We start from the raw sequence: 21,528 nt of genomic DNA, 5'->3' as shown, positions 1-21,528 counted from the left end.
CCGCCTACCGCTGGCGACGTACGGCCGGACTATCGGACGGCGCCACCGGTACGACGCCCTTCGGCGCTGCACTCATTCGCCGGATCAGATCGGTCTCGGCCTGCCGATACGGCGTGCCGTCGTTCCGGAACACCTCGTGAAACCAGATCGTCGGCTCGGCCAGGACGTACGGTTTCTGCCAGCTATCCCAGGGTAGCCGCGTCTGCGTCTTCCCATCGACGAACCCCCAGTTGATCATCCCGACATTGTAGCGCTTGCCGATCGGCAGCGATCCATCGAAGGTCGAGCCGTTGCCACGCGCCATATACTCGGTGCAGATCACCGGACGATTATAGGCGAGCAACTGCTTGATCCGCCGCTCGAACGTCTCGGGCCAGCTATAGTCGTGGAACGTGACCACGTCCGATTGCGCGAGCTGGAGCTTTTCCATCGGCGACGTCTTGCCGCCCGGCGTCCAGTCGTCGCCGATCCACACCCCGGAGGTGAGCGGCTGCGACGGATCGGCATCGCGTGCCCAGTCGAACACCTGCGCCAGCAGCGCGCGGACCAGCGGCTCCTTGCCCTCCTGCCCCTTATATTGATCGGCGCCATTGTCGGGCTCGTTCCAGACGTCCCAACCGAGAATCCGGTCGTCCTTGGCAAAAGCGCCGATCACGCCCTGCACATACGCCTTGTAGCCGGGATAGCGCGTGCGATCGCGCAGGCCCAGCATGCCAGGCCCCTGCACCCAGCCCGAATTATGCACGCCGGGGATCGGCGGATGCTGTGGCCCGAGTTTCGGATCGGGATCCCAGCAACTGTCGAACAGCACGAACAACGGCTTGATCTTGCGCGCCTTGGCCATCGTCAGGAACGCGTCGATCCGCTGCTTGAAGCCTTCCGGATCCTGCTGCCAGAGCTGATCGTGGAGGAACACGCGCATCGTGTTCATGCCGATGCCCTGCGCAAGACCGAGTTCGTAATCGATCCGCTTGGGATCCCAGGTCGTCGCCTGCCACATCTCGAGCTGGTTGATCGCGGTCGCGGGCGCGTAGTTGGCGCCGACCAGCCAGGGCTGTGCCGCGTACCAGGTTTTCGCCTGCGTCTCGGTCCAGCGCGTCCGAGCGTCGGCCGGACTTGCGGCTAGCGCAGCGGTAGCGAGCAAGACGAGACAGAGTGATTTTCCAGCAGCCGCGATTCTTCCGGTCCGACAAACCCCGGTTCGCTTTGCCGGTATCCGCGCTAAATTGCCATGTTGCACTGGCGTTCCTCTCCTGTTCAACGGGTTCGCCGCTCGTCGTGTCGACGATACGCAACGTCACCGCGGTGCGGTTGCCGCATCCGTCGCAACCCTAGCGGGCCATGCCTCGGATTCACAAGACCCCGCAAAGATTGTAGAAGTCTTGTCCTACAAAACAATTGAATACGGCGTTTGATCGTTTTAGCGTGACGCCAAGTCGCATGGAGAACCATCGACACTTAGGGGGAGAGAGATATGAACACGAAAGCACGCTTGTGCGCGTCTGTAGCCGCGATGACGCTGGCTACTGTGACGCCGGCAACCGCACAAACTTCCGACAATGCGACCGGGAAGACCAAGGTCGGCGGCCAGGACCTGCCCAAACCGACTACGGCTTCGGACCAGAATGCCAACCCCGCCGCACCACAACCGTCGCTCCAGGAAAGCCCGACCGAGGGCGACGGCGAGATCGTCGTGACCGGACTTCGTCGCAGCCTCCAGTCGGCGCAGGCGATCAAGCGCAATTCCGACGGCATCGTCGATGCGATCGTCGCCGAGGACATCGGCAAGCTGCCGGATACGTTCGCGTCGTCCGCGCTCGCACGCGTGTCGGGCGTGCAGGTGACGCGCGGTGGCGGTGAGTCGGCGGGCGTCACGGTGCGCGGCCTGCCCGATCTCAGCACCACCTATAACGGCCGCGAAATCTTCACAGCTGAGGGGCGCTTCGTCCAGATCCAGGATTTCCCCGCCGGCACGGTCGCAGCGCTCGAAGTCTATAAATCGGGTACCGCCAACCTGATCGAGGGCGGCATCGGCGGCCAAGTCAACGTCCGCGGTCGCCGCCCCTTCGACTTCAACGGCTTCGAACTGTCTGGATCGCTGAACGGGGTGAACTGGCAACAGTCGGGCAAGATGTCGTGGAACGGCAATCTGCTCGTCAGCGACCGTTGGAACACCGGGATCGGCGAGATGGGCCTGCTCGTCAACGCCTCCTATGTCGGCATTAATTTCCTGGATTCGACTCGCGAGCAATCGCTGGTCGTCGCCACCACCAATGCCGTGAATGCCCCCGGCACGACCGGCGGGGTGCGCTATCCCGACGCGCAATCGCTCTTCCTCGGCTATGGAAGACGCTGGCGCCCGTCCGCCAATGCCGCATTCCAGTGGAAGCCGACGCCGGAACTCGAAATCTATGCCGACGGTCTCTACCAGGGCTATCGTGGGCGCGACTCCAACCGGTTCATGTTCGTGCCAAACTTCGGCGGCGCCGATTTCCAGTTGAACAACCTGACCACGCGCCCCGGTAACCCGAACGTCGCGCAAAGCGCGACCGTTTCGGGTGCCAATGCCCCCGATGGCTATTACGGATCGGCCAACGGGACGACCAATACGTATCAGGCTGGCGGTGGCGCGATCTGGAAACACGACAAGCTCCAGATCTCGGGTGACATCGCCTATACCGACAGCACCTACACGTTCGATGCGGTCAACATCGACTACACGTTCCGCAGTTCGCCGGTCCGCAACGTCGTGTTCGAGTCACCAGGAACCGACGGGGGCCCGAGTTTCGACCTTGGCACGTTCAACCTGACCGATCCGGCCAATTACCTCAGCCGCGGCTTCTTCCAGGAATATACCAAGGTCGGCGGCAAGGACATCCAGTCGCGCGTCGACGTCCAGTACGACATCGGCGACGGCCTGCTGAAACGCCTGCAGTTCGGCGTCCGGTACAATGATCGCGACGCCAACCGTGATCGCGGCGCGCCCTATATCTTCAATCTGCCCGCTCAGATTCCGATCACCGCGCTGCCGGTCACCACCGAGAGCACGCTCGCTGGGTTCGGCTATAACAACACGCTGCCGATCCACACGTTCACCGCGATCCCCTCGAGCAGCATCCGCGATAATCTCGTCGCCTTGCGGAGCTTCTACGGTGCGCCGGCAGGACGGCCGGAGTTCAATCCATCGGAGAATTTCCGCGCGAACGAAAAGGCCTTGGCGGCCTATGCCCAGGTCAAGTACGGCTTCGACATCGGCAGCGTCGTCGTCGACGGCGTCGTCGGTTTGCGCGCGATCCGTACGAAGAACCAGATCAGCGGCTTCCTGCGCGACGAACAGACGCCCGGGAACTTCGTCATCACGCCGATCACCGCGAAGAACGAATACACCGATTACCTGCCGAACGTCAGCGCACGCGTCGCCGCCACCGATGAACTGCAATTGCGGCTCGCTTATACGCAGACGCGGACCCGACCGAACTTCTTCGACCTCAATCCGGCGCTGACCGTCGGATCGCCGCCGACGATCGATCCGAACAATCCGCCGAACCCGAACGATCCCAACAGCAACGCGCGCAATATCACGGCGGGCAACCCGAACCTGTCGCCGTTGACGTCGAACAACTACGACGCGAGCCTCGAATGGTATTTCTCGCGGACCGGTTCGCTCACCGGCGCGATCTTCCGCCGTGATGCACAGGGCTTCATCTCGAACACGACCGTCTTCACCACCGACCCCACTTATGGCCGCGTGCGCTTCACCCAGCCCGAAAATACCGGCGCGACGCGGTTCCAGGGCGTCGAAGTCGGCTTTACGAGCTTCCTCGACATCGACGGCCTGCCCGATTGGGCGAAGGGCTTCGGCCTGCAGGCCAACGGCACCTATGTCGACTCGAAGGGCGATCTGGCATCGACGCTCGCGACGTCCCCCAACGTCGCCGGCCAGCAGCAGCGCTTCAACGGCGTGTCGAAATGGACCTACAACCTGGTCGGGCTGTACGAACGGCCGTTCTTCTCGGCGCGGGTCGCGTATAATTTCCGCTCCGACTTCGTGCAATATTACAGCCAGGAGCCGCTCGACGTCGACGGCAACGGCGCTCAACGCACTGGCGGGGTGATCGAGAAAGCGCGCGGGCAACTCGATCTGTCCGTAACGGTCACGCCGGTTCCGAGCGTCACGCTGGCCTTCGACATCGTCAACGTGCTGGGCAATCCGATCCGACGCTATCGCCAGTTCGATGACGCCGGCGATCAGTTCGCTCGCCAGATCTTCTATCTCGAGCGCACCTATTCGCTCGGCGTCCGGTTTCGGTTCTGAACACCACGGCTGTTTGGAGGAGATACTATCGTGCGGATTGCTTTCTTCGCGACGCTTGGGTTGACCATGCTGTCGGCCAAGCCAAACCTGGCGGCGGACACGCCGAGCATGGCTGATCGGTTGGTCAACGATCCTCGGGTGGAGGCACTCAATCCGTACGGGTTGCGTCTTCCGCCAACCGTACGCGCCGACAAGGGCGTGCAGTTCGGCAAGGCCTTGCGCAGGGCCATGCGGATTTCTGGCGGATTGGCGTGACCACCCAGAGATAAAACGACGCGTACCTGTGTGATCCGTCAGTGTCCGGCGACTTGCCCACCGTCGACGTGGAGTATCTCGCCGGTCACGAACGCGGCATCCTCGAGGTACAGCACCGCGCCGACCACGTCCGCGACGGTGCCCATCCGACCGAGCGGGTGAAACGCTCCAAGCCCGGCGCGCGTCTCGGGAGGGTGCATTGGCGTTTCGGTGATGCCGGGCGACACCGCGTTGGCGCGTACGCCGCGGGAGGCATATTCGACCGCCAGGCTGCGCGTCGCCGCAGCCAGCCCGCCCTTGGTCAGCGACGCCAGCACCGAGGGGAATTCGACATTGGCGTGCTCCGCCAACGTCGTGACGATCTGCAGGATATGGCCACTGCCCTGCTCGACCATCAGCGGCAGCGCCGCCTGCGTCATGTGGAAGAAGCCGTCGAGATTGGTCTGCGTGATCTGGCGATACTGCTCCGCCGTGTAATCGGTAAAGCGCTCGCCAATAAAAACGCCGGCATTGTTGACGAGCGTATCGACACGCCCGAACCGGTCGCGCGCGGCCATCACGACGCGCCTCGCGGTTTCGGGATCGGCAACGTCCCCCGCAACGGTGATCCAGTCGTCCGATTGCGACGCTGCGATCGATCGTGACACGCCGACGACACGCCAGCCGCGCGCGCGATACGCGTCTGCGATCCCCTCCCCCAAGCCTTGCGAGGCACCGGTGACGATAGCGACCATGGGCGTCAGACATCGACGGCGCCGATCTGCGCGCGGAGGGTAACGGGGGTTGTCATTGCCGAATGGACTCCGAAAAGGACCGACAGCGCGTTACTGCGCTCTCGCGATGTCAGGACAGCGGGGGTTGGCCGTTGGACGCGGTCAGTCCGCCGTCGACCGGCAGGTTGACGCCCGTCACGAAGCGCGCGTCGTCGCTCGCCAGGAACGCGATCGCACCGGCGATGTCGACGGGCTCGGCACCCCGTCCGATCGGGATCCGCTCCTCGAACTTGGCGATCAGGTCAGGTTGTTCCTTCATTCCCGCGGTCAGCGCGGTATAGGTCAGCGACGGGTTGACCGCATTGACGCGCACGCCGTTCCTGGCCTCGTCCATCGCCAGCGCGCGTGTGAAATTGCTCACCGCACCCTTGGCCGCGCAGTAGAAGCTATGGTTCCAGTCGCCGCCGAGCCCCGACACCGACGACACGTTGATGATGCAGCCCTTCGACGTGCGCAGATGTGCGATCGCCGCGCGGCTCATGTGGACGACGCCGTACAGGTCGGTCTCGATCACCTTGGTGAATTCGGCGAAGTCGCCTTCGTCCAGCTTGCCGAGATGATCGACGCCGGCGTCATTGACGAGCACGTCGATCCGACCGAAGCGATCGATCGCCGCCTCGACCAGCGCCTCGCACGCGGCGCGGTCGGTAACGTCGGTTTCCCGCGTCTCGACGGTGCCGCCCAATTCGCCCGCCAACCGGTCGAGCGCGCCCTTGTCGATGTCGCCCAGCATCAGCGTCGCGCCTTCCTCGGCGAAGCGGCGCGCGGCCCCCTCGCCGATGCCCGAGGCGGCACCGGTGATCACAACCACCTTGTCGGCAAAGCGCGCCATCATGCGTTCTCCGCCTGCGCCTCGTGCCGGCCCTCGCAGAACTCCTCGACGAGCTTCGCACAGAACGCAGGCAAGTCATCCGGGGTGCGGCTGGTAACGAGGCCCTGGTCGACGACGACCTCCTGATCGACCCAGGTCCCGCCGGCATTACGGATGTCGGTGGCGAGCGTCGGGTACGACGTGAGCTTACGACCGCGTACCTGATCGGCCTCGATCAAGGTCCATGGCGCATGGCAGATCGCGGCGACCGGCTTACCGGCGGCGAAGAAATCGCGGACGAACGCCACGACCTTGTCCGACGACCGCAGCGTATCCGCGCCGACACACCCGCCCGGAATCACCAGGCCATCGAAGTCGGACGCCGACATGTCGCCGATCGCCTTGTCGACGGCGAACGTCTTGCCGGGGTCGAGATCGTTGTTGACCGTCTCCGCGTCGCCCGTCTCGAGGCTGATGACGGTCACAGCACCGCCCGCCTGCTCGACCGCCGCCTTGGGCTGCGCGAACTCGGGTTCCTCGGTGCCGCGGGGTGCGATCAGGATCGCGATTTTCTTGCCTTGGAGCTTCATGGGTATCCCTTCGAAATCTGAATAAGCGTGAGCGGCGTCAGGCCGGGATATCGGTGATGGCCGCGGTGTTGGCGGCGGCGATGCCGGTCTCGCGGTGGCGGAAATCGCTGAGCGCGCGGTACACCTGCATGCGTGCGCGCATGACGCCGCCCAGCGGTCGATGCGCCTCCAGCGCGTGCGCAGGCCGGAACGTCATGACCTCGTCGAAATAGCGGACGCGATCCGGGCCATAGGCGGCCTGCCGCGGCAGACGGATCGTCGCGATCGTGCGGTATTCGCTGACCCGCGTCGGCCAGTCGACCGACGTATCCTCGATCGGCTGCGTCTCGGCATCGGCCCAGAGTTGCGCGCGCAGTTCGAACACCGCGTCATTGTTGTCGAAATACGTGATCGTGGCGTGACGGAAGCCATCCTCATCCTGATGCGGATCGAGCCGCCAATCGTCGAGCGCACGCTGCTCAGGCGCGACCGGAAACACGCCGAGTTTCGCGACATGATCGCCGTAGCGGATGGGGCACTGGCTGAAATAGGTCTCGACGAGCGGATGGCTGAACGGATGACCGTAAAAGTCCAGCGTCGGGCACGGTTCTGCGCCGACGGCGTTCAGGACCTTGTTGATGTTGCGCGCGATCGATGCGGCCGCGCTTTTGACGCCTTCGGGCATCGGCACGGTCATGCCGATCTTCTTCGCCTGGGCGAGAAACCCGGCGGCGGTGCCGGCCGGGAACGTCGTGCCGCTCGCCAGGACGAAATCCTGCGTCGGCGCGTCATGACCAGACAGCTTGGCGCCTTCGACACCAAAGACCTTGATCGCCATGCCACGGTGCGTCGAGACCCGGTCTCCGAGCTTCTCGCCCGGCCCCTGTGCAAAGCGGACCGCGACGTCGAACGTCCCCGGGTTCGCGAACAGTCCCTGCGCCAGTTCCGGCGGCAGATCGACGGCGACGACCATCGTGCCAATGACGCAAGCCGTGCTCTTGGCATGACTGGCGCGCACCGCATGGCCGTCGCGCTTCTCGACCGTCTGGCTCTCCTGCGTCATCCCCTTGATGATGCCGTCGATACTCTCCTGCTCGACGGGCTCAGGCGTCTCGATGTCGTCGCGATAGGGTAGATAGGGCATGGGAAGCTCCTGCTGGATCAGGATGTTAACACCCGAATGCCCTGCGACGTTTCGGTACGGTTCCGTGCAGACCCGATCAGTCGAGCGCGGGTAGCGACCGTGGCTCGTGCATCGGACAGCCGTTCAGCTGGCTGCGCAGATCCTGGATCACCGGATACACCGCACGGCGCGCTCGCATGACCGACCCGAGCGGTCGATGCGCCTCGACGCCGTGCCAGGGGCGGAATGCGGTCTGTTCGTTGAGCACGGTGACGCGCTCCTCGGACCAGCTCTTCTGTGGCTTCACCGTGATCGTCGCGACCGGGATGTAGGGATTGCCCTGCTCGGGCCACGGCGTCGCGGCGTCCTCGATCGGGTTCTCCTCGAGGTCACGGCAGAGCTGCGCGCGCAGCGTCCAGGCACCACCCTCGTTCGCAAAGATCGCCATCAATTCTTCGCGGATCGAGTCGGGGCTCTTGCTCTCGTCGAGCTTCTGGTCGGTCAACGCGCGAAAGTTGGGCGATTCCGGCACGATGTCGAACTTGGCGATGTAGTCGCCGAACCGGAGCGGCGCCTGCGTGCCATAGCGGTCGCCGATTGGATTGGTGTCGGGGTAACCACCAAAGCCCTTCAGCAATGCACTCTCGCCGCCGACCGCTTCCAAAGCCTGCTCGATCGGTCGCAACACCTTCGACAGCGCCGCCTTCGCCCATTCCGCGCGGTTGGTCGTCGCGGCGAGCAGCTTGGTGTTGCGGAGGAACCCGACCGGCGTCGGGTTCGAGAAGGCGACCCCCGAAGCCATCAGGAAGTCCTGCGTCACCTCGTCCTCGGCACCCGGCAGCCGATCGCCATCGACGCCGATGATCTTGATCGAGAAGCCGCGTGGGAGGGACACGCTGTCGCGGATTGGATCGCCGGGGATCGCCGACATCCGGATGATGACCGGGTAGCCACGCCCGCGCTCGAAAATGCCCTGCGCCTGCTCGTCCGCAAGGTCGTCGTGGACCACCATCTCGCCCTCGAGCAAGGCATGACTCTTGGCATGGACGCCGCGCTGCGCATGGCCGAGGTCCTCGTGCGTCTTCTCGACGATGTAGCTGAACGTCTTGTTGAGACCATCGATCGTTTCCTGCTCGTCGGGACCGATCGTCTCGACGTCGGGGCTGTAGCGGATCGGGTTCTTCAACATGGGAAATCCTTTTGGTTCAGCGCAGTAACGCGCGGTTCGCGCTTTTGGGGCGTCGGTATTCCGGAACGGTCAGGCGTTGGCCGCTGCCTTCGCGCCGGCCGCAGTGGCGACGCCGAAGACGAGGTGCACCATCGTGTGCGTGCCGATCGTCGCCGCGTCCGCCTGCCATTCGGGCTTCTTGAGCCCCAGCAGCGGCCCGGTGATCCAGTGCATCGCGGCGTAGAACGCCAAGCCGAACACGATCCCCGATGACACTACGCCGGCATCCTCGTCGACGGTCGCCGCATAGACCGCGCCGGCCGCGGCGGAGAGCAGGAGGTGACTGCCCTGAACCACAACCTGTTCGGTGGCATCGGGCAATCGATCGCTCGGCGGTACGGCGCGGACGCCGAGTTGCCGCGCACCGGCCCGTTCGAGATCGGTGAGCTCGGACGGCGTGCCGCTCTTCCTCTCGCCCGCCAGCATCATCGCGGTGATGCCGAGGCCTGCCACCAACCCACCGGCGATCGCGCCGGCCATCCGCTTGCCGTTCATGCGCGCTCTCCCTCTTCCTGGGGATCGTCGGGCAGACCTTCCTCGCGACCGGGGACCGACATGTCGTAGGCGTTGAGCAGCAGCGACACGAGGCAATAGCCGCCGACCAGATAAACGAGTTCCGCGGTCCGATCCTCGCCGAACGCGCGCACGGCACGGTTATAGGTTGAGGCCGGCAACTGTCGTCCACCCGCGAGCGTCGCGGCGACGTCGTAGGCGGCGGCCTCCTCTTCGGTCAGGTCGGCGGGGCGCTGGCCGGCGGCGATCGTCGCGACCTTCTCGGGCGACAGGCACGACGCTCGAGCGTCTTGCCGGGCGCTGATCCCCGCCCCCCTAACCCCAGAACGTCTTGCGATCGAGAAGATCGTCATACGCCTCGGCCGCGGCGTCGATGATCTTCGATTTCTTGCGATGCGCTAGCAGGCTCTTCGCACCCGGATCGTCGCGCAGGCCTAGCCGGTCCAGAACCGTCGGCGCCGTCGCCATATCGTTCAGCGCGCCGAGCTGATCCTGGAGCTTTTCCAATGACTCCACGAACTTTCCGTAGCGACGCGAGCGCTTCCTCTTTGGGAAAAGGGACCCGAGAAACTCCGTGCCATAGCGGAGCCGCTTGGCGGTCTTTCGGACTTCATGCCGCTCCTCGTCCGCCAGTGACTGAAGCGACCGACCACGTTTGCTGAGGCGACGACGTAGCGCGCGCAGCGTCTCCGCCGCGAAGTGCCGCGCCGACGCGTCCCGCGCATCGCGCGTCGATGGCGCGGTGCGCCATGCACCACATGCCAACCACTCCGTCAGATCGAGCATCAGCGCACGAACCCGGTCCGATCCCAGCGCCTTGTCGACTTCGACATAGGCAGCGTCGCGGGCTTGATTGAGCCCCTCGAACAGCAAGCCACCGGGCTTCGCCTTCGCCAGCAACACGTCCAGGTCGCGCGCTTCGCCCAGTACGGAGCCGAGCCAGCGCAGCTCGCTTTGGAAGTGCGGTATCTCGTCGCCATCGAGCAGTGGCTTGAAGATCGAAAAGGCGGACCGCAGCCGACGCAACGACACGCGCGCCTGATGCAGCGCTTCCGCGTCGGCCTGCGTAAGCAGGATAGCCTCGTTCAGGCGATATTGACGTATGCACGAGCCGGCGACTGACTCGAAAGCGTCCGCTGCGGATGCGGTCCGCGTCAGCGCGACCCGCTCCGCCTTGAACGCCCTGGATGCGGGACGAAGCAGGTCATAGCCGCGCTCGGACTTGGTGACGACGCCCAGACGGACCGGAAATTGAGCCGCCAGCGCTTTGGCAAGCGTGAACAATGCGGCAGGCTGTCCCTGCTTCAACTCCAGCTCGAGTTCGCAGACCGGCGACTGGCGGTCACCCGCCGCAACGTGACCGCGGTCCAACACCAGCTCGATCGACGCCTCGCCGCTGTCGATCATCCATGTCAGGCGCTCGACCGCGACGGTGAAGATCGGAGCGATGGTGCCGGCCTCGTCGCCGAGCAGTGCCGGGATAGGCGTCCGGTCGTCGACGACCGGCGTCGCATCGGCCACCCCCTTTTCCCATTCGGATCGCGCGAAGAGACCCGCCGCCTTCGCATCCGCGACCTTGATCGTCTGCGTCCGCGTGTCGCCGGACTGCCGGATTCGCAACGAGACACCCCCTCGGGAGAGCGCGAGATCGGGCGTGTCGAAGTACACCGCCTGCATCTGCCGTGTGCTCGTCGGACCGCCGACCAGATCGGACCTGACAAAGGCATCGGCCGTGGCGATGTCCAATACCAGCTTCAGCTCGACTTCCTTCGACACTGGATACCTTCCCGCAAAACCACGACGCCTCGTACTTATAGCAACCTGTGATAAGTTCTCTGGTTCCCGGAGAGCCACCCGCTCAACCTCTCCGCGCAAACTTGACGCAGCGCGCGACGAAAACCACTCACGGTTAAACCCAAACCTCGGATGTCACAGTAGCTGACCGCGGTCTTCGCGGTCTGACCCACATCGAGGCATTGCGGCCCCTTCCCCGCTCCCCAACTTCTGCCGTTCGTTCATCTCAGCATTATGTCCGTTTTTGCCACCAGACTTGTGGCCTCGAATGTCGTGATGTGGTGATAAGTGTCCCGCTGCTTTCGGGAAGATAGGCCGCGAATGCAGTCGTTCCGGAGTTAAGCCACGCGCGCCGACATCGACTTCTCGTCATGCCGAAGCGTCAGAACCTCCACCCCATCGCTTGTAACCGCGACCGTATGCTCGAATTGGGCCGACAGTTTTCGATCGTTGGTAACGACCGTCCACCCGTCGTCCTGTGTAGAGACCTTCCGGGTGCCTTGGTTAACCATGGGTTCGATTGTGAACACCATGCCTTCGCGTAGCCGCACACCTGTTCCCGGACGCCCGAAGTTCATGACTTGCGGCTCCTCGTGCATCTCGCGACCGATGCCATGCCCGCAGAATTCCCGCACGACTGAGTAGACATGCTTTTTAGCATGACGCTCGATTGCAAAGCCAATGTCGCCAATATGGGCGCCGGGTCGAACCTGGCCGATGCCCTTCCACATTGCCTCCTGGGCAACGCGTACCAGCCGCTTCGCCGCTGGCGGTGCCTCGCCAACCAGATACGTCTTGCTCGAATGCGCGATAAAGCCGTTCTTCTCGAGCGTGATGTCGAGATTGATGATGTCGCCGTCGCGAACGATCTCGTCTCCCTTCGGCACGCCGTGGCAAACGACATCATTGATCGAGCAGTTCAAGACGAACTTGAAGCCGTACTGCCCTTTGCTGGCCGGGCGTGCCGCGAGGTCCACGGTGATGAAATGCTCGACCAGATCGTTGATCTGTAGCGTCGACATTCCGTCAGGTCCTGCTCGTCGAGCATCTCGAAGACCGAGGCAAGCAGCTTGCCGGAGATTCGCATGAGCGCAAGTTCGTCAGAGGTCTTCACCGTGTCAGGCGGCTTCGGCTTCGACGAGGCCAACAGGACCGTTGGCCAACTGTGTTTTGACGATCTCGTTGAACGACAGGGTCGGGTTCCTTTCGGCAAGCATACCGATCTTCATCCAAAACTCTGCCTGCGCATTGATGGAGCGGCACATAACCGTGCTGGCCTCGCGAGCCTCCTCGTGCAGCCTGTCTTCAATTTTCACAATGCCCATATCCGCCCCTGCCTCAAACCATACGAAGCATATACGAACCGTAAGCTATGTGGTCAATCTGGCGGGATGAACGCATGACTCCTTCCGAGAGCGGGATTGCCCCAGCGGGACGTCCGGGTGTGGGCGACAACGGAAGGGTCGCTTTTGACGCCAGCCCGCACAACCTCACGCGCGGTAGGACCCACAAGACGACATCCAGCCGTCGATTCGCGCTCCCCAACTTCAGACATCCATTCATGTTTGCCCGACGCATCGACCAGCGATGGCGGAAATGGCCAGAAGTGGGATACTTCTGTCGTTTCAGAGCGATAGGTCGAACGGCAGCTTATGCCCGCAGCCGACATTCATCAGTTACGCGACGAAGTCGTCCAAGCTCGCCGAAACGCAATGGGATTGTGGTCCGATTGAGTTACGATCCGGCTCTACAGGGACCGCTACATAAAGCAGGCAAAGACATACGGTACTGTCTCGGCGATGCCGGGTAGTCATCGCCGCGCGGTCATGCAGAAGGCAGTCGCAGAGTCACGACGGTTCCGCCCTCTGGTGCATCGGTCAACGCGAAGCAACCGCGATGCTGGGCCGCGATGTCGCGGACGATGCTGAAGCCCAGGCCTGCTCCTCCCGTATCACGATTGCAGGACGCGTCGCCTCGCTCAAACGGACGGACCAGGCGCTAGCGATCTGCGGCGGGAATGCCGGGGCCCTCGTTCGCGACCAGTACATGCACGCTGGCACCGATGTGTTGCACAGTGATCGTACCGCCACCCGCATAGTCGATGGAGTTGCGTAGCCCCTCCGTCATGATACGCTTGTTCCGCAGGCAATCAGATCGGTCGATTCAACCTTCGGACTTGAACGCAGATGATGCCCGCGCGATAGATAATGAGAGTTATTCGCAATACTCTTGATGCCCGTTCCGACTGGCGTTAGGCGGAGTTGTGACATCGCCATCTCCTTCTCCGCCCAGCCACACGTCAGTTAGCCGCAACCGGAGAAAGTGGCGTAGCTGGTGGTTGAAACAGCTCCATAGCTGGCATTGGATCAGCGCGGCGTTGTCGATGGTCGGCATGCTGCTATTCGCGATCACCGGTATTACGTTGAACCATGCCTCGACGATCGGTGCCAAGCCGGTGGTCGTCGAAAAAAGCGGCATGCTGCTTCCCTCTACGCGTCGCATGCTGACCGCACCGCACGCCCCGGACACGCCACTGCCCGCGCTCGTCGCGAAAAGCGTTGCAGCTACTGTAGGCCTGGATCCCGCCGGCAAGTTGGTCGAATGGTCCGATACCGACGCCTATGTGGCGTTACCGCGCCCGGGTGGCGACGCCTGGGTCAGTATCGAGCGCGCAACCGGCCACATCACCGCAGAGACGACCGATCGCGGCTGGATCTCGTATCTGAACGACCTCCACAAGGGGCGCAATGCGGGCGCGGCATGGGGGTGGTTCATCGACATCTTCGCGGGTGCCTGCATCCTGTTCACGCTGACCGGGCTGCTCCTGTTGCAGCTTCATGCGCGCCATCGGCCGACGACCTGGCCGATCGTTGCCGCTGGGCTCGCCATTCCCGTCCTGCTCGTAATCCTGTTCGTTCACTGAGGAGCCTCATCATGCACAAGACGACGCTATTACTGCTAGGCGGGGCGATCGCCGCGCCCGCGATTGCCGCGCCGGCGGGCACCGTCACGATCACCATCCCGCGGCTGAGCGTCGCGGAATATCACAAGCCCTATCTCGCGGTCTGGCTGGAGCCCGTCGGTGGCGGCCCGCCGCGCACGCTGGCGGTCTGGTACGATCTCAAGAAGCGCGGCAACGATCCCGGCACCAAATGGCTCGCGGACCTGCGCGCATGGTGGCGCAAGGGCGGCCGGAGCATGACGATGTCCGCCGACGGCGTCAGCGGCGCCACGCGTGCGCCTGGCCAATACACCATCCCCCTCCCCGCCGACGTCAAGCCCGGCCAGTATGTCCTGAACGTCGAGGCTGCGCGGGAAACCGGCGGTCGCGAACTTGTCTCCGTACCGCTCGCTGCCGGCGCTCGTACCACCGGCAAAACCGAGCTCGGCACCGTCGCCATCTCCGCCCACTAAGGATCACATCATGAAGCCTTTCGCCATACGCCTGATGGTCGCCGCTGCGTTGTTGTCGTTCCCCGCCGCGCTGTCGGCGCACCGCATGTGGCTGTTGCCGTCGGCCACCGTGTTCTCGGGCACCGATGGCTGGGTGACGGTCGACGCCGCGGTTTCTAACGACCTGTTCTTCTTCGATCACCAACCGCTCCGGCTGGACGGCATGAAGGTGTGGCAGCCCGACGGCAGCGAGGGTGCACTGCAGAACGGCGCAACCGGCCGCTATCGCTCGGTGTTCGACGTCAAGCTCGACAAGCCGGGCACGTGGAAGATCGGCACGCACATGTCCGCCGTCATGGGCAGCTTCAAGGTCGATGGCGTCGAGAAGCGGATCGGCGGTCGTCGCGGTCCGCCCCAGCCGAACGCGCCCGCGGCGCTGACGGTCGCCGACATCCCCGCCAACGCGACCGACGTGAAGGTCACCGAGGTTTGGAGCCGCAACGAGATCTTCGTGACTGCAGGCGCGCCGACCACCACGGTGTTCAAGTCGACCAGCAAGGGCCTTGAGTTCGCACCGATCACGCATCCCGACGAACTGGTCGCTGGCGAGACCGCCAAGTTCCGCTTCCTGGTCGACGGCAAGCCCGCCCCCGGCCTGAAGGTCACGGTGATCCCCGGCGGCAAGCGCTATCGCAACGACGAGGGCACGCGCGAGCTGACTACCGGTGCGGACGGCGTGTTGAGCGTCGATTGGCCGACCGCGGGGATGTACTGGCTCAACGCGACGCTGACCGACGCCAAGGCGACCAGCCCGCGGGCCACCGAACGGCGGATGAGCTATGTCACGACACTCGAAGTACTGACACCCTGAGCGCTTGCCGTGGGTGACGGCATGAGGATCGCGCTGCCGCCGACGATCGACGCAACGGCGTTCGCGGCGCGCGATCCGTCGGCGGTGGTGCTCGATCTGCACGGCGAGACGATGGGGACGTCGTGGAGCGTGCGCTTCGCCGCGCCCGAGGGGACCGATCCGTCGGCAATCCGCAAGACGATCGTCGCGCGGCTGGCCGAGCTCGTCGCGCAAATGAGCCACTGGGTGCCGGATTCGCTGCTGTGTCGCTTCAATCGGTCGACACCCGGCACCTGGACGACGCTCCCATCCGACTTCGCGCATGTCATGACGCGCGGCTTGGCGATCGCCGAAGCGACCGGCGGCGCGTTCGATCCGGCGATCGGCACGCTCGTCGATGCCTGGGGTTTCGGCCCCGTCCCCGTAGCTGCCCTACCAAGCGCGGCCGAAATCGAGGCGGCGCGCGCGACATCGGGCTGGTCCCGGCTGTCGTTCGCTCCCGGCGACGCGCATCTTCGTCAACCCGGGGGCATCGCGCTCGACCTGTCGGGGATCGCCAAGGGGCATGCGGTCGATGTCATCGCGGATCTATTGCGGGACGTCGGCATCGCGCATGCCCTGGTCGAGATCGGTGGCGAACTTCTCGGGCGCGGTATCCGGCCGGACGGCGATCCCTGGTGGGTCGACCTCGAAAGCCCACCGGGCCTGACGCTTCAGCCGCTCAGGATCGCGCTGCACGGCCAAGCTGTCGCGACGTCCGGCGACTATCGTCGCGGCGCCCACACGCTCGATCCACGCACCGGCCGGCCGATCGAGACGGGTGTCGTATCCGCCAGCGTGATCCATCGCATCGCGCTGGACGCCGACGCCTGGGCGACCGCGCTGACCGTCCTAGGGCCGGACGGCCTAGGCCTCGCGCACGACCAAGGGATCGCCGCACGGCTCGTTACGGATGCGCGCGGCGCGGTCCGAGAATATCTGACACCGGCTCTATCGGCGATGCTGAGCGACTAACCGCCGCCAGACCGTGCCACCGCCTACGCGGAAGAACCGCCAATCCCCCAACCCAGCAAGATCCTGTTTCCCCGCTAAGGCCGGGACCCAGACTGGACTCCCGCCTTCGCGGGAGAACAAGGATAGCGGTCCCGACTAGTGCCCACCCGCGCCGACCTGATAAACGACAGCCCCTCCCCAGCACGGATCAAGTTACGGTTTTCCAATCCTCCCCCGCCAAGGGGGGGCGGCTGGCGCTTGCCAGACGGATAGAACGATAAGCGATAACCGCCGCTCCGTGCCCGCCCCCTCCGTCACCTTCGGTGCCACCTCCCCCTGGCGGGGGAGGATTAGAAGACATCAACGTCGCCTCAGATCGCCTCAGATCGCCTCGAACGCCAGCGTCGCGGTAAGCTCGCATACGCATCCGCCGCGCCCGGCGTAGCCGTGCGGTATCGCACCAGCATCAGATACCGCCCGGCGTCGGCCGGGGTCAGCGTCACCCTGCCCGCCTTGTCGCTGTTCACCGTCGCGATCTGCTTGCGGCCGTCGTAAAACCCGGCCTCGCGGAACAGCGTCACGGGTTCGCTGGCCAGCGGCTTGCCCTCGTACAGAATCTCGAACGCCGCCGCCGCACCCGGGGCATAACTGCTCGGATCGCCGAGCGGGTGGATCTCCAGCGCCTTGGCGCGCGCCGCCAGCGCACCCGCAGCGCCCGGCTTGCCGCGCACCGCATAGGCGTTGGCCAGCGTCGTGCTGCGCACGTCGACCGACGTCGCGCCGGCTGGTGGCGTTTTGCCTTCGCCGACGATCGTCCAGACCTCGCCGGTCCGGTACATCTTGCTCAACCGGCCGATCCGCTGCCCGGACGAGAGCCGGTACACACCGTCCGCCGGTAGCGCGGCCTCGACGATCGCCTGGTCGGTGGTCAGCGTCGGTGCGGCCAGCTTGACGGTCTTTCCGTTGGGCCCGGTGATCTCGAACGGCGCGTCCTTCACCGCGATCTCGGGCCGGAATGCGTCCTCGGTGAACGACGCCTGGAGCGTGACGCGATCACGCCCCGCCGCGTCGAATACGCTCGGTAGCACGTACGGCATGTGCGCCGCAGAAGGTCCCGAAACGAGGGCCAGCGCGGTGGCGATTGCGGGTGCGAGCGCCCCGGTCGCTCGCGCCGTCCGCCAATTTCCCCTGGTCTTCGTCATCCCGATGCTCCTCTTCGACGATACTTGATAACGAGAATGATTCTCACTAGCAAGCTGCCAGACCGTGGGGAGAACGAACATGACATTGACCAAATTGCTGGCCGGCATCTCGCCGGTCGCCCTGATGATCGGCACCGCTGGCCTTGCCGCTGCAGAGCCCGCTCTCGCAGAAGCTGCGCCCGCTTCGGCGGCCGATAAGCCGACTGCCACCGCGCCTGCCGCCGAACCGGAAGGTCAGGACAAGGTCATCACCGTCACCGCGACGCGCACCGAAAAGGCGGTGGAGGACGTGCCTGCGACCGTGTCGGTGATCGACGCGAAGACGATCGAGGATCGCTTCATCTCCGACATCAAGGATCTGGTGCGCTACGAGCCAGGCGTCACCGTCCGCCGCGCGCCGTCGCGCTTCACCGCCGCCGGATCCTCGACCGGGCGCGACCGCGACAGTGGGTTCAACATCCGCGGGCTCGAGGGCAACCGCGTGCTGATCACCGTCGACGGCGTCCGCGTGCCCGACGCGTTCAGCTTCGGCGCGCAATCGGTGGGCCGCGGCGATTACGTCGATCTCGATCTGCTGAAATCGGTCGAGATTTTACGCGGCCCCGCCTCCGCACTCTACGGCAGCGACGGCGTCGCGGGCGCGGTCAGCTTCATCACCAAGGATCCGCGTGATTTCCTGGTCGACGGCAAGGTGGTCGGCGGCGGGCTTCGCTCCAGCTATGATTCCTCGGACGACAGCTGGACCAACGGCTTCGTGGTCGCGGGCAAGACCGGCGATATCGAGGCGATGGTCGCCTATACCCGTCGCGACGGACACGAGACCGAGACCAAGGGCAGCAACGACAGCGCGACCACCGATCGTACCGCCGCCAACCCGCAGGACATCGAGTCCAATGCGCTGCTCGGCCGCGTCGTCTGGGCGCCGAACGATGCCAGCCGGTTGCGCCTCACCTATGAGCATTTCTCTTCCGTGATCGACACCGATGTGCTCAGCGCGATCACCAAGCCACCGCTTGCATCGACGTCGGTGATCGGCCTCACCGCGCACGACACGACCGAGCGCAACCGCGGCACGCTCGACTATCGCTACATCGGCGACGGCATCGTCAGCGGTATTCGCGCGGCGGGCTATTACCAGAAGAGCCTCACGCTCCAGGCCGCGGCGGAGGACCGCAACACCGCTGCCGATCGCACCCGCATCAACCGCTTCGACAACGAAGTGTACGGCGGGACGCTGCAACTCGAGAGCCGCGCTGCGACCGGGTCGTTGACCCACCTTTTCGCCTACGGCGCCGACTACTCGCACACCCGCCAGACGGGTGTGCGAGACGGCACCGTCGCGCCTGCGGGTGAGGTCTATCCGACCCGCGCCTTCCCGACGACCGACTACACGCTGGTCGGCGTGTTCGCGCAGGACGAAATCGCGATTGCCGATGGGCTGCTGACGCTGTTCCCGTCGATCCGCTACGATCACTACAAGTTGAACCCGCAGAACGATCCACTGTTCACGACCTTAGTCCCGCGCGAGCAGAGTGGATCGAAGGTGACGCCGCGGATCGGGGCGGTCGCCAAGCTGACCGGGGGCGTCCGGCTGTTCGCCAACTACGCACAAGGCTTCAAGCCGCCCGAGCCGAACCAGGTCAACAACGGCTTTGCCAACATCACGCAGAATTACCGCTCGGTTCCCAATCCCGACCTCAAACCCGAGACGAGCAACAGCGTCGAAGGCGGCATCCGGTTGAGCGGCACCGGCTGGTCGCTGAGCGGAACCGCGTTTAGCAGCCGCTTCCGCAACTTCATCGACCAGGTCCAGGTCAGCGGCGCCTTCACCGCGGCGGATCCGGCGGTCTACCAGTTTATCAACCGCGGCCGCGTCAAGATCAAGGGGCTGGAGGCACGCGGCGAGGCACGTCTACCGATCGGCGTCGGCGTCCGCGCCGCCGCGTCCTACGCCAAGGGCACGATGCGGACGACCGGCGTTGCCGGCACGCAGCCGCTCGACAGCATCGAGCCGGTCAAGGTCGTCGCCGGCATCTTCTACCAACCCGACGCCGGACCGTTCCGCGCGGAAGTCATCGCAACGCACTCCGCGGGCAAGAAGGTTGGCGACGCTAACAACACCTGCAACACCGCGGCCACCAGTTGCTTCACGCCGTCGGGGTTCTGGATCCTCGATGCCACCGCGTCGCTGCGCGTGACGGATCATGCGACGCTGCGCGCGGGGATCTTCAACATCACCGACAAGAAGTATTTCTGGTGGAGCGACGTCCGCGGACTGAACTCGACCTCGGTCGTCCGCGACGCCTATTCGCAACCCGGCCGCAACGCCGGGCTCTCCTTCTCGCTCAACCTGTGAGGCCCCTGATGTTCCGTTCCCTTCTCCTCGCGACCGGACTGACGCTGGCCGCGCTCCCTGTCGTACCGACGATCGCGTCGGCGCAGACGCAGGCCGTCTACGGCGACCGGGCGCGCGACCACGCGTCGATCCTGGCGATGGCCGGCACGTTCAAGGTGACGTTCGACATGCGCGAGACGACGCCGCTGGTCGCGGGCTACACGCCCTACCCCGCCAAGCTCAGCGGCGGGCACGAGGTCGTCCGCGCGATCGTCGATACGCCCGACCATGTCGTCCTCCAGCATCTGCTCGTGGTCACCGACGGCAACGCCAAGACGATGGTGATCAAGCACTGGCGACAGGACTGGACGTGGCAGCCCGCGACTGTCCTCGTCTACACCGCGGCTGGCCGCTGGACGCTCAGGCCGCTCGCGGAAGCCGAACGGCGCGCCGCTTGGTCACAGACAGTGTGGCAGACCGACGATTCCCCGCGCTATGGCGGGATCGGTCGCTGGCGCTACGACGACGGCGCCACCCGCTGGACCAGCGACGAAACCCGCCGCCCGCTTGCCCGCCGCGATGCGACCCGTAACCCGCCCTATGATCACTATATCGGCAGCAACCGCCACGTGCTCACCCCCGCCGGCTGGGTGCACGAGCAGGACAATGCCAAGATCGGCATGAAGGACGGCAAGCCCGCCACCTACGTCCATGAATACGTCATCAACACCTACGACCCAGCGACCGACTTCGCGGTGGCGGCAGCGGATGCGTATTGGGCGAAGACGAAGGAGTATTGGGCCGCGGTCCGCACCGACTGGGACCGCGCGGTCAAAAAGCGCTCAGGCATGAACGTTGCGGAGGACGCGTCAAACGGATCGACCACCGGCCACCAGTTAATGCTGCTCGCCGATGACATCGCGGCGGCTAAAATCGATCAAAAGTCGGGAGAGGCGGAAGCCGCGGATCTGATCCGGCGTGAAAGCGGGACATGATGAATTCTCACGGCAATCTGGCCGCTTCTTTAACGACCCAGAACCGGTCATTCGCGCGCCCGTCCCCGCTCCCCAAACTCAGACTTTCGTTCATCTCCGCACGGACGACTTTTGGCGCATGATCGCCAGCCATTAATGTCCTGAACGGGAAGGAAAGCGGACCGTCCGCTTTGGAGGCCACATACCAGGAAACCGACCACTGAACGGGTATCCCAGATGCATCAGTATTGTGCATCGCTGGAGCCGTCGGTTTCCCGCCGTTTTGAGCTGATGCGCAATCCGTACAGACTGTGTGGAAAGTCGTGAACAGCGCGGTCGGTGTCAGCGATTTCCAATCTCGAGCGGTTCGAGAACCAAATGAGCCCGAAGGTGGCCGTTG

21 protein-coding genes and 1 pseudogene are annotated in these 21,528 nt (G+C 64.6%); 8 read left to right on the top strand and 14 right to left on the bottom strand.

What is annotated here, in order from left to right:
- Window positions 1-4: 4 nt before the first annotated feature.
- Window positions 5-1,144 carry a cellulase family glycosylhydrolase gene (locus C8J40_RS19460; RefSeq protein WP_243693513.1) on the bottom strand — a complete coding sequence of 380 codons (1,140 nt, stop codon included), beginning with the start codon at window positions 1,142-1,144 and terminating at the stop codon, window positions 5-7.
- A 330-nt stretch (window positions 1,145-1,474) separates the two neighbouring features.
- Between C8J40_RS19460 and C8J40_RS19455 the strand changes: the two genes are divergently transcribed.
- Together C8J40_RS19455 and C8J40_RS19450 are read left to right on the top strand one after the other, a co-directional pair.
- Window positions 1,475-4,315 (top strand): TonB-dependent receptor, encoded by a 2,841-nt coding sequence (locus C8J40_RS19455; protein WP_132898432.1) that lies wholly within the window; start codon window positions 1,475-1,477, stop codon window positions 4,313-4,315.
- A gap of 30 nt (window positions 4,316-4,345) precedes the next feature.
- Window positions 4,346-4,570 (top strand): hypothetical protein, encoded by a 225-nt coding sequence (locus C8J40_RS19450; protein ID WP_132898431.1) that lies wholly within the window; start codon window positions 4,346-4,348, stop codon window positions 4,568-4,570.
- Between the two features lie 38 nt (window positions 4,571-4,608).
- Here C8J40_RS19450 and C8J40_RS19445 read toward each other — a convergent pair whose 3' ends face one another.
- The 12 genes and pseudogenes from C8J40_RS19445 to C8J40_RS20950 form a co-directional block, all read right to left on the bottom strand.
- Window positions 4,609-5,304 carry an SDR family oxidoreductase gene (locus C8J40_RS19445; RefSeq protein WP_132898430.1) on the bottom strand — a complete coding sequence of 232 codons (696 nt, stop codon included), beginning with the start codon at window positions 5,302-5,304 and terminating at the stop codon, window positions 4,609-4,611.
- A 109-nt stretch (window positions 5,305-5,413) separates the two neighbouring features.
- Window positions 5,414-6,175 carry an SDR family oxidoreductase gene (locus tag C8J40_RS19440; RefSeq protein WP_132898441.1) on the bottom strand — a complete coding sequence of 254 codons (762 nt, stop codon included), beginning with the start codon at window positions 6,173-6,175 and terminating at the stop codon, window positions 5,414-5,416.
- Window positions 6,175-6,744: a type 1 glutamine amidotransferase domain-containing protein gene (locus tag C8J40_RS19435; RefSeq protein ID WP_132898429.1), complete on the bottom strand. Its 570-nt coding sequence runs from the start codon at window positions 6,742-6,744 to the stop codon at window positions 6,175-6,177. The genes C8J40_RS19440 and C8J40_RS19435 overlap by 1 nt, the downstream gene beginning before the upstream one ends.
- Before the next feature lie 37 nt (window positions 6,745-6,781).
- A complete protein-coding gene (locus tag C8J40_RS19430) occupies window positions 6,782-7,867 on the bottom strand; it encodes a catalase family protein (protein WP_132898428.1) in 1,086 nt (361 codons plus the stop codon).
- A gap of 76 nt (window positions 7,868-7,943) precedes the next feature.
- Entirely contained in the window at window positions 7,944-9,035 is a 1,092-nt protein-coding gene (locus C8J40_RS19425; RefSeq protein ID WP_056050039.1) for a catalase family protein, read from the bottom strand.
- A gap of 69 nt (window positions 9,036-9,104) precedes the next feature.
- Window positions 9,105-9,569: a hypothetical protein gene (locus tag C8J40_RS19420; RefSeq protein WP_132898427.1), complete on the bottom strand. Its 465-nt coding sequence runs from the start codon at window positions 9,567-9,569 to the stop codon at window positions 9,105-9,107.
- The gene (locus tag C8J40_RS19415; RefSeq protein ID WP_207901303.1) at window positions 9,566-9,940 is read right to left on the bottom strand and encodes a hypothetical protein; all 375 of its coding nucleotides are present in this window, start codon (window positions 9,938-9,940) and stop codon (window positions 9,566-9,568) included. The genes C8J40_RS19420 and C8J40_RS19415 overlap by 4 nt, the downstream gene beginning before the upstream one ends.
- Window positions 9,903-11,363: a CHAD domain-containing protein gene (locus C8J40_RS19410; RefSeq protein WP_132898426.1), complete on the bottom strand. Its 1,461-nt coding sequence runs from the start codon at window positions 11,361-11,363 to the stop codon at window positions 9,903-9,905. The genes C8J40_RS19415 and C8J40_RS19410 overlap by 38 nt, the downstream gene beginning before the upstream one ends.
- A 356-nt stretch (window positions 11,364-11,719) precedes the next feature.
- Window positions 11,720-12,468: pseudogene (gene map / locus C8J40_RS19405) on the bottom strand (type I methionyl aminopeptidase).
- 31 nt (window positions 12,469-12,499) lie between these two features.
- Window positions 12,500-12,706 (bottom strand): ParD-like family protein, encoded by a 207-nt coding sequence (locus C8J40_RS19400; protein WP_132898425.1) that lies wholly within the window; start codon window positions 12,704-12,706, stop codon window positions 12,500-12,502.
- Between the two features lie 499 nt (window positions 12,707-13,205).
- Window positions 13,206-13,376 (bottom strand): ATP-binding protein, encoded by a 171-nt coding sequence (locus C8J40_RS20955; RefSeq protein ID WP_279432604.1) that lies wholly within the window; start codon window positions 13,374-13,376, stop codon window positions 13,206-13,208.
- Between the two features lie 3 nt (window positions 13,377-13,379).
- Window positions 13,380-13,508: a hypothetical protein gene (locus C8J40_RS20950; RefSeq protein WP_279432603.1), complete on the bottom strand. Its 129-nt coding sequence runs from the start codon at window positions 13,506-13,508 to the stop codon at window positions 13,380-13,382.
- Between the two features lie 211 nt (window positions 13,509-13,719).
- Here C8J40_RS20950 and C8J40_RS19390 point away from each other — a divergent pair, with 211 nt between their 5' ends.
- From C8J40_RS19390 to C8J40_RS19375, 4 genes are read left to right on the top strand one after another with little or no spacing between them, the layout of a single operon-like run.
- Window positions 13,720-14,304, top strand: coding sequence for a PepSY-associated TM helix domain-containing protein (locus C8J40_RS19390; RefSeq protein ID WP_243693512.1), 585 nt, complete (start codon window positions 13,720-13,722; stop codon window positions 14,302-14,304).
- 11 nt (window positions 14,305-14,315) lie between these two features.
- Window positions 14,316-14,795: a DUF2271 domain-containing protein gene (locus C8J40_RS19385; protein ID WP_132898423.1), complete on the top strand. Its 480-nt coding sequence runs from the start codon at window positions 14,316-14,318 to the stop codon at window positions 14,793-14,795.
- Between the two features lie 10 nt (window positions 14,796-14,805).
- Window positions 14,806-15,645: a DUF4198 domain-containing protein gene (locus tag C8J40_RS19380; protein WP_132898422.1), complete on the top strand. Its 840-nt coding sequence runs from the start codon at window positions 14,806-14,808 to the stop codon at window positions 15,643-15,645.
- Between the two features lie 21 nt (window positions 15,646-15,666).
- Window positions 15,667-16,638, top strand: coding sequence for an FAD:protein FMN transferase (locus C8J40_RS19375; protein ID WP_243693511.1), 972 nt, complete (start codon window positions 15,667-15,669; stop codon window positions 16,636-16,638).
- Between the two features lie 350 nt (window positions 16,639-16,988).
- Here C8J40_RS19375 and C8J40_RS19370 read toward each other — a convergent pair whose 3' ends face one another.
- On the bottom strand, window positions 16,989-17,819 hold the full coding sequence (locus tag C8J40_RS19370) for a DUF4198 domain-containing protein (protein WP_165911543.1): 831 nt from the start codon (window positions 17,817-17,819) through the stop codon (window positions 16,989-16,991).
- A gap of 79 nt (window positions 17,820-17,898) precedes the next feature.
- Here C8J40_RS19370 and C8J40_RS19365 point away from each other — a divergent pair, with 79 nt between their 5' ends.
- Entirely contained in the window at window positions 17,899-20,175 is a 2,277-nt protein-coding gene (locus C8J40_RS19365) for a TonB-dependent hemoglobin/transferrin/lactoferrin family receptor (RefSeq protein ID WP_207901301.1), read from the top strand.
- Between the two features lie 8 nt (window positions 20,176-20,183).
- A complete protein-coding gene (locus tag C8J40_RS19360) occupies window positions 20,184-21,149 on the top strand; it encodes a DUF6607 family protein (RefSeq protein ID WP_132898420.1) in 966 nt (321 codons plus the stop codon).
- Window positions 21,150-21,528: the final 379 nt, after the last annotated feature.

This window comes from Sphingomonas sp. PP-CC-3A-396 (assembly GCF_004343105.1).
GTDB lineage: Bacteria > Pseudomonadota > Alphaproteobacteria > Sphingomonadales > Sphingomonadaceae > Sphingomonas.
Note: the sequence above shows the minus strand (reverse complement) of the source record. Positions and strands in the feature narration are given on the sequence as shown.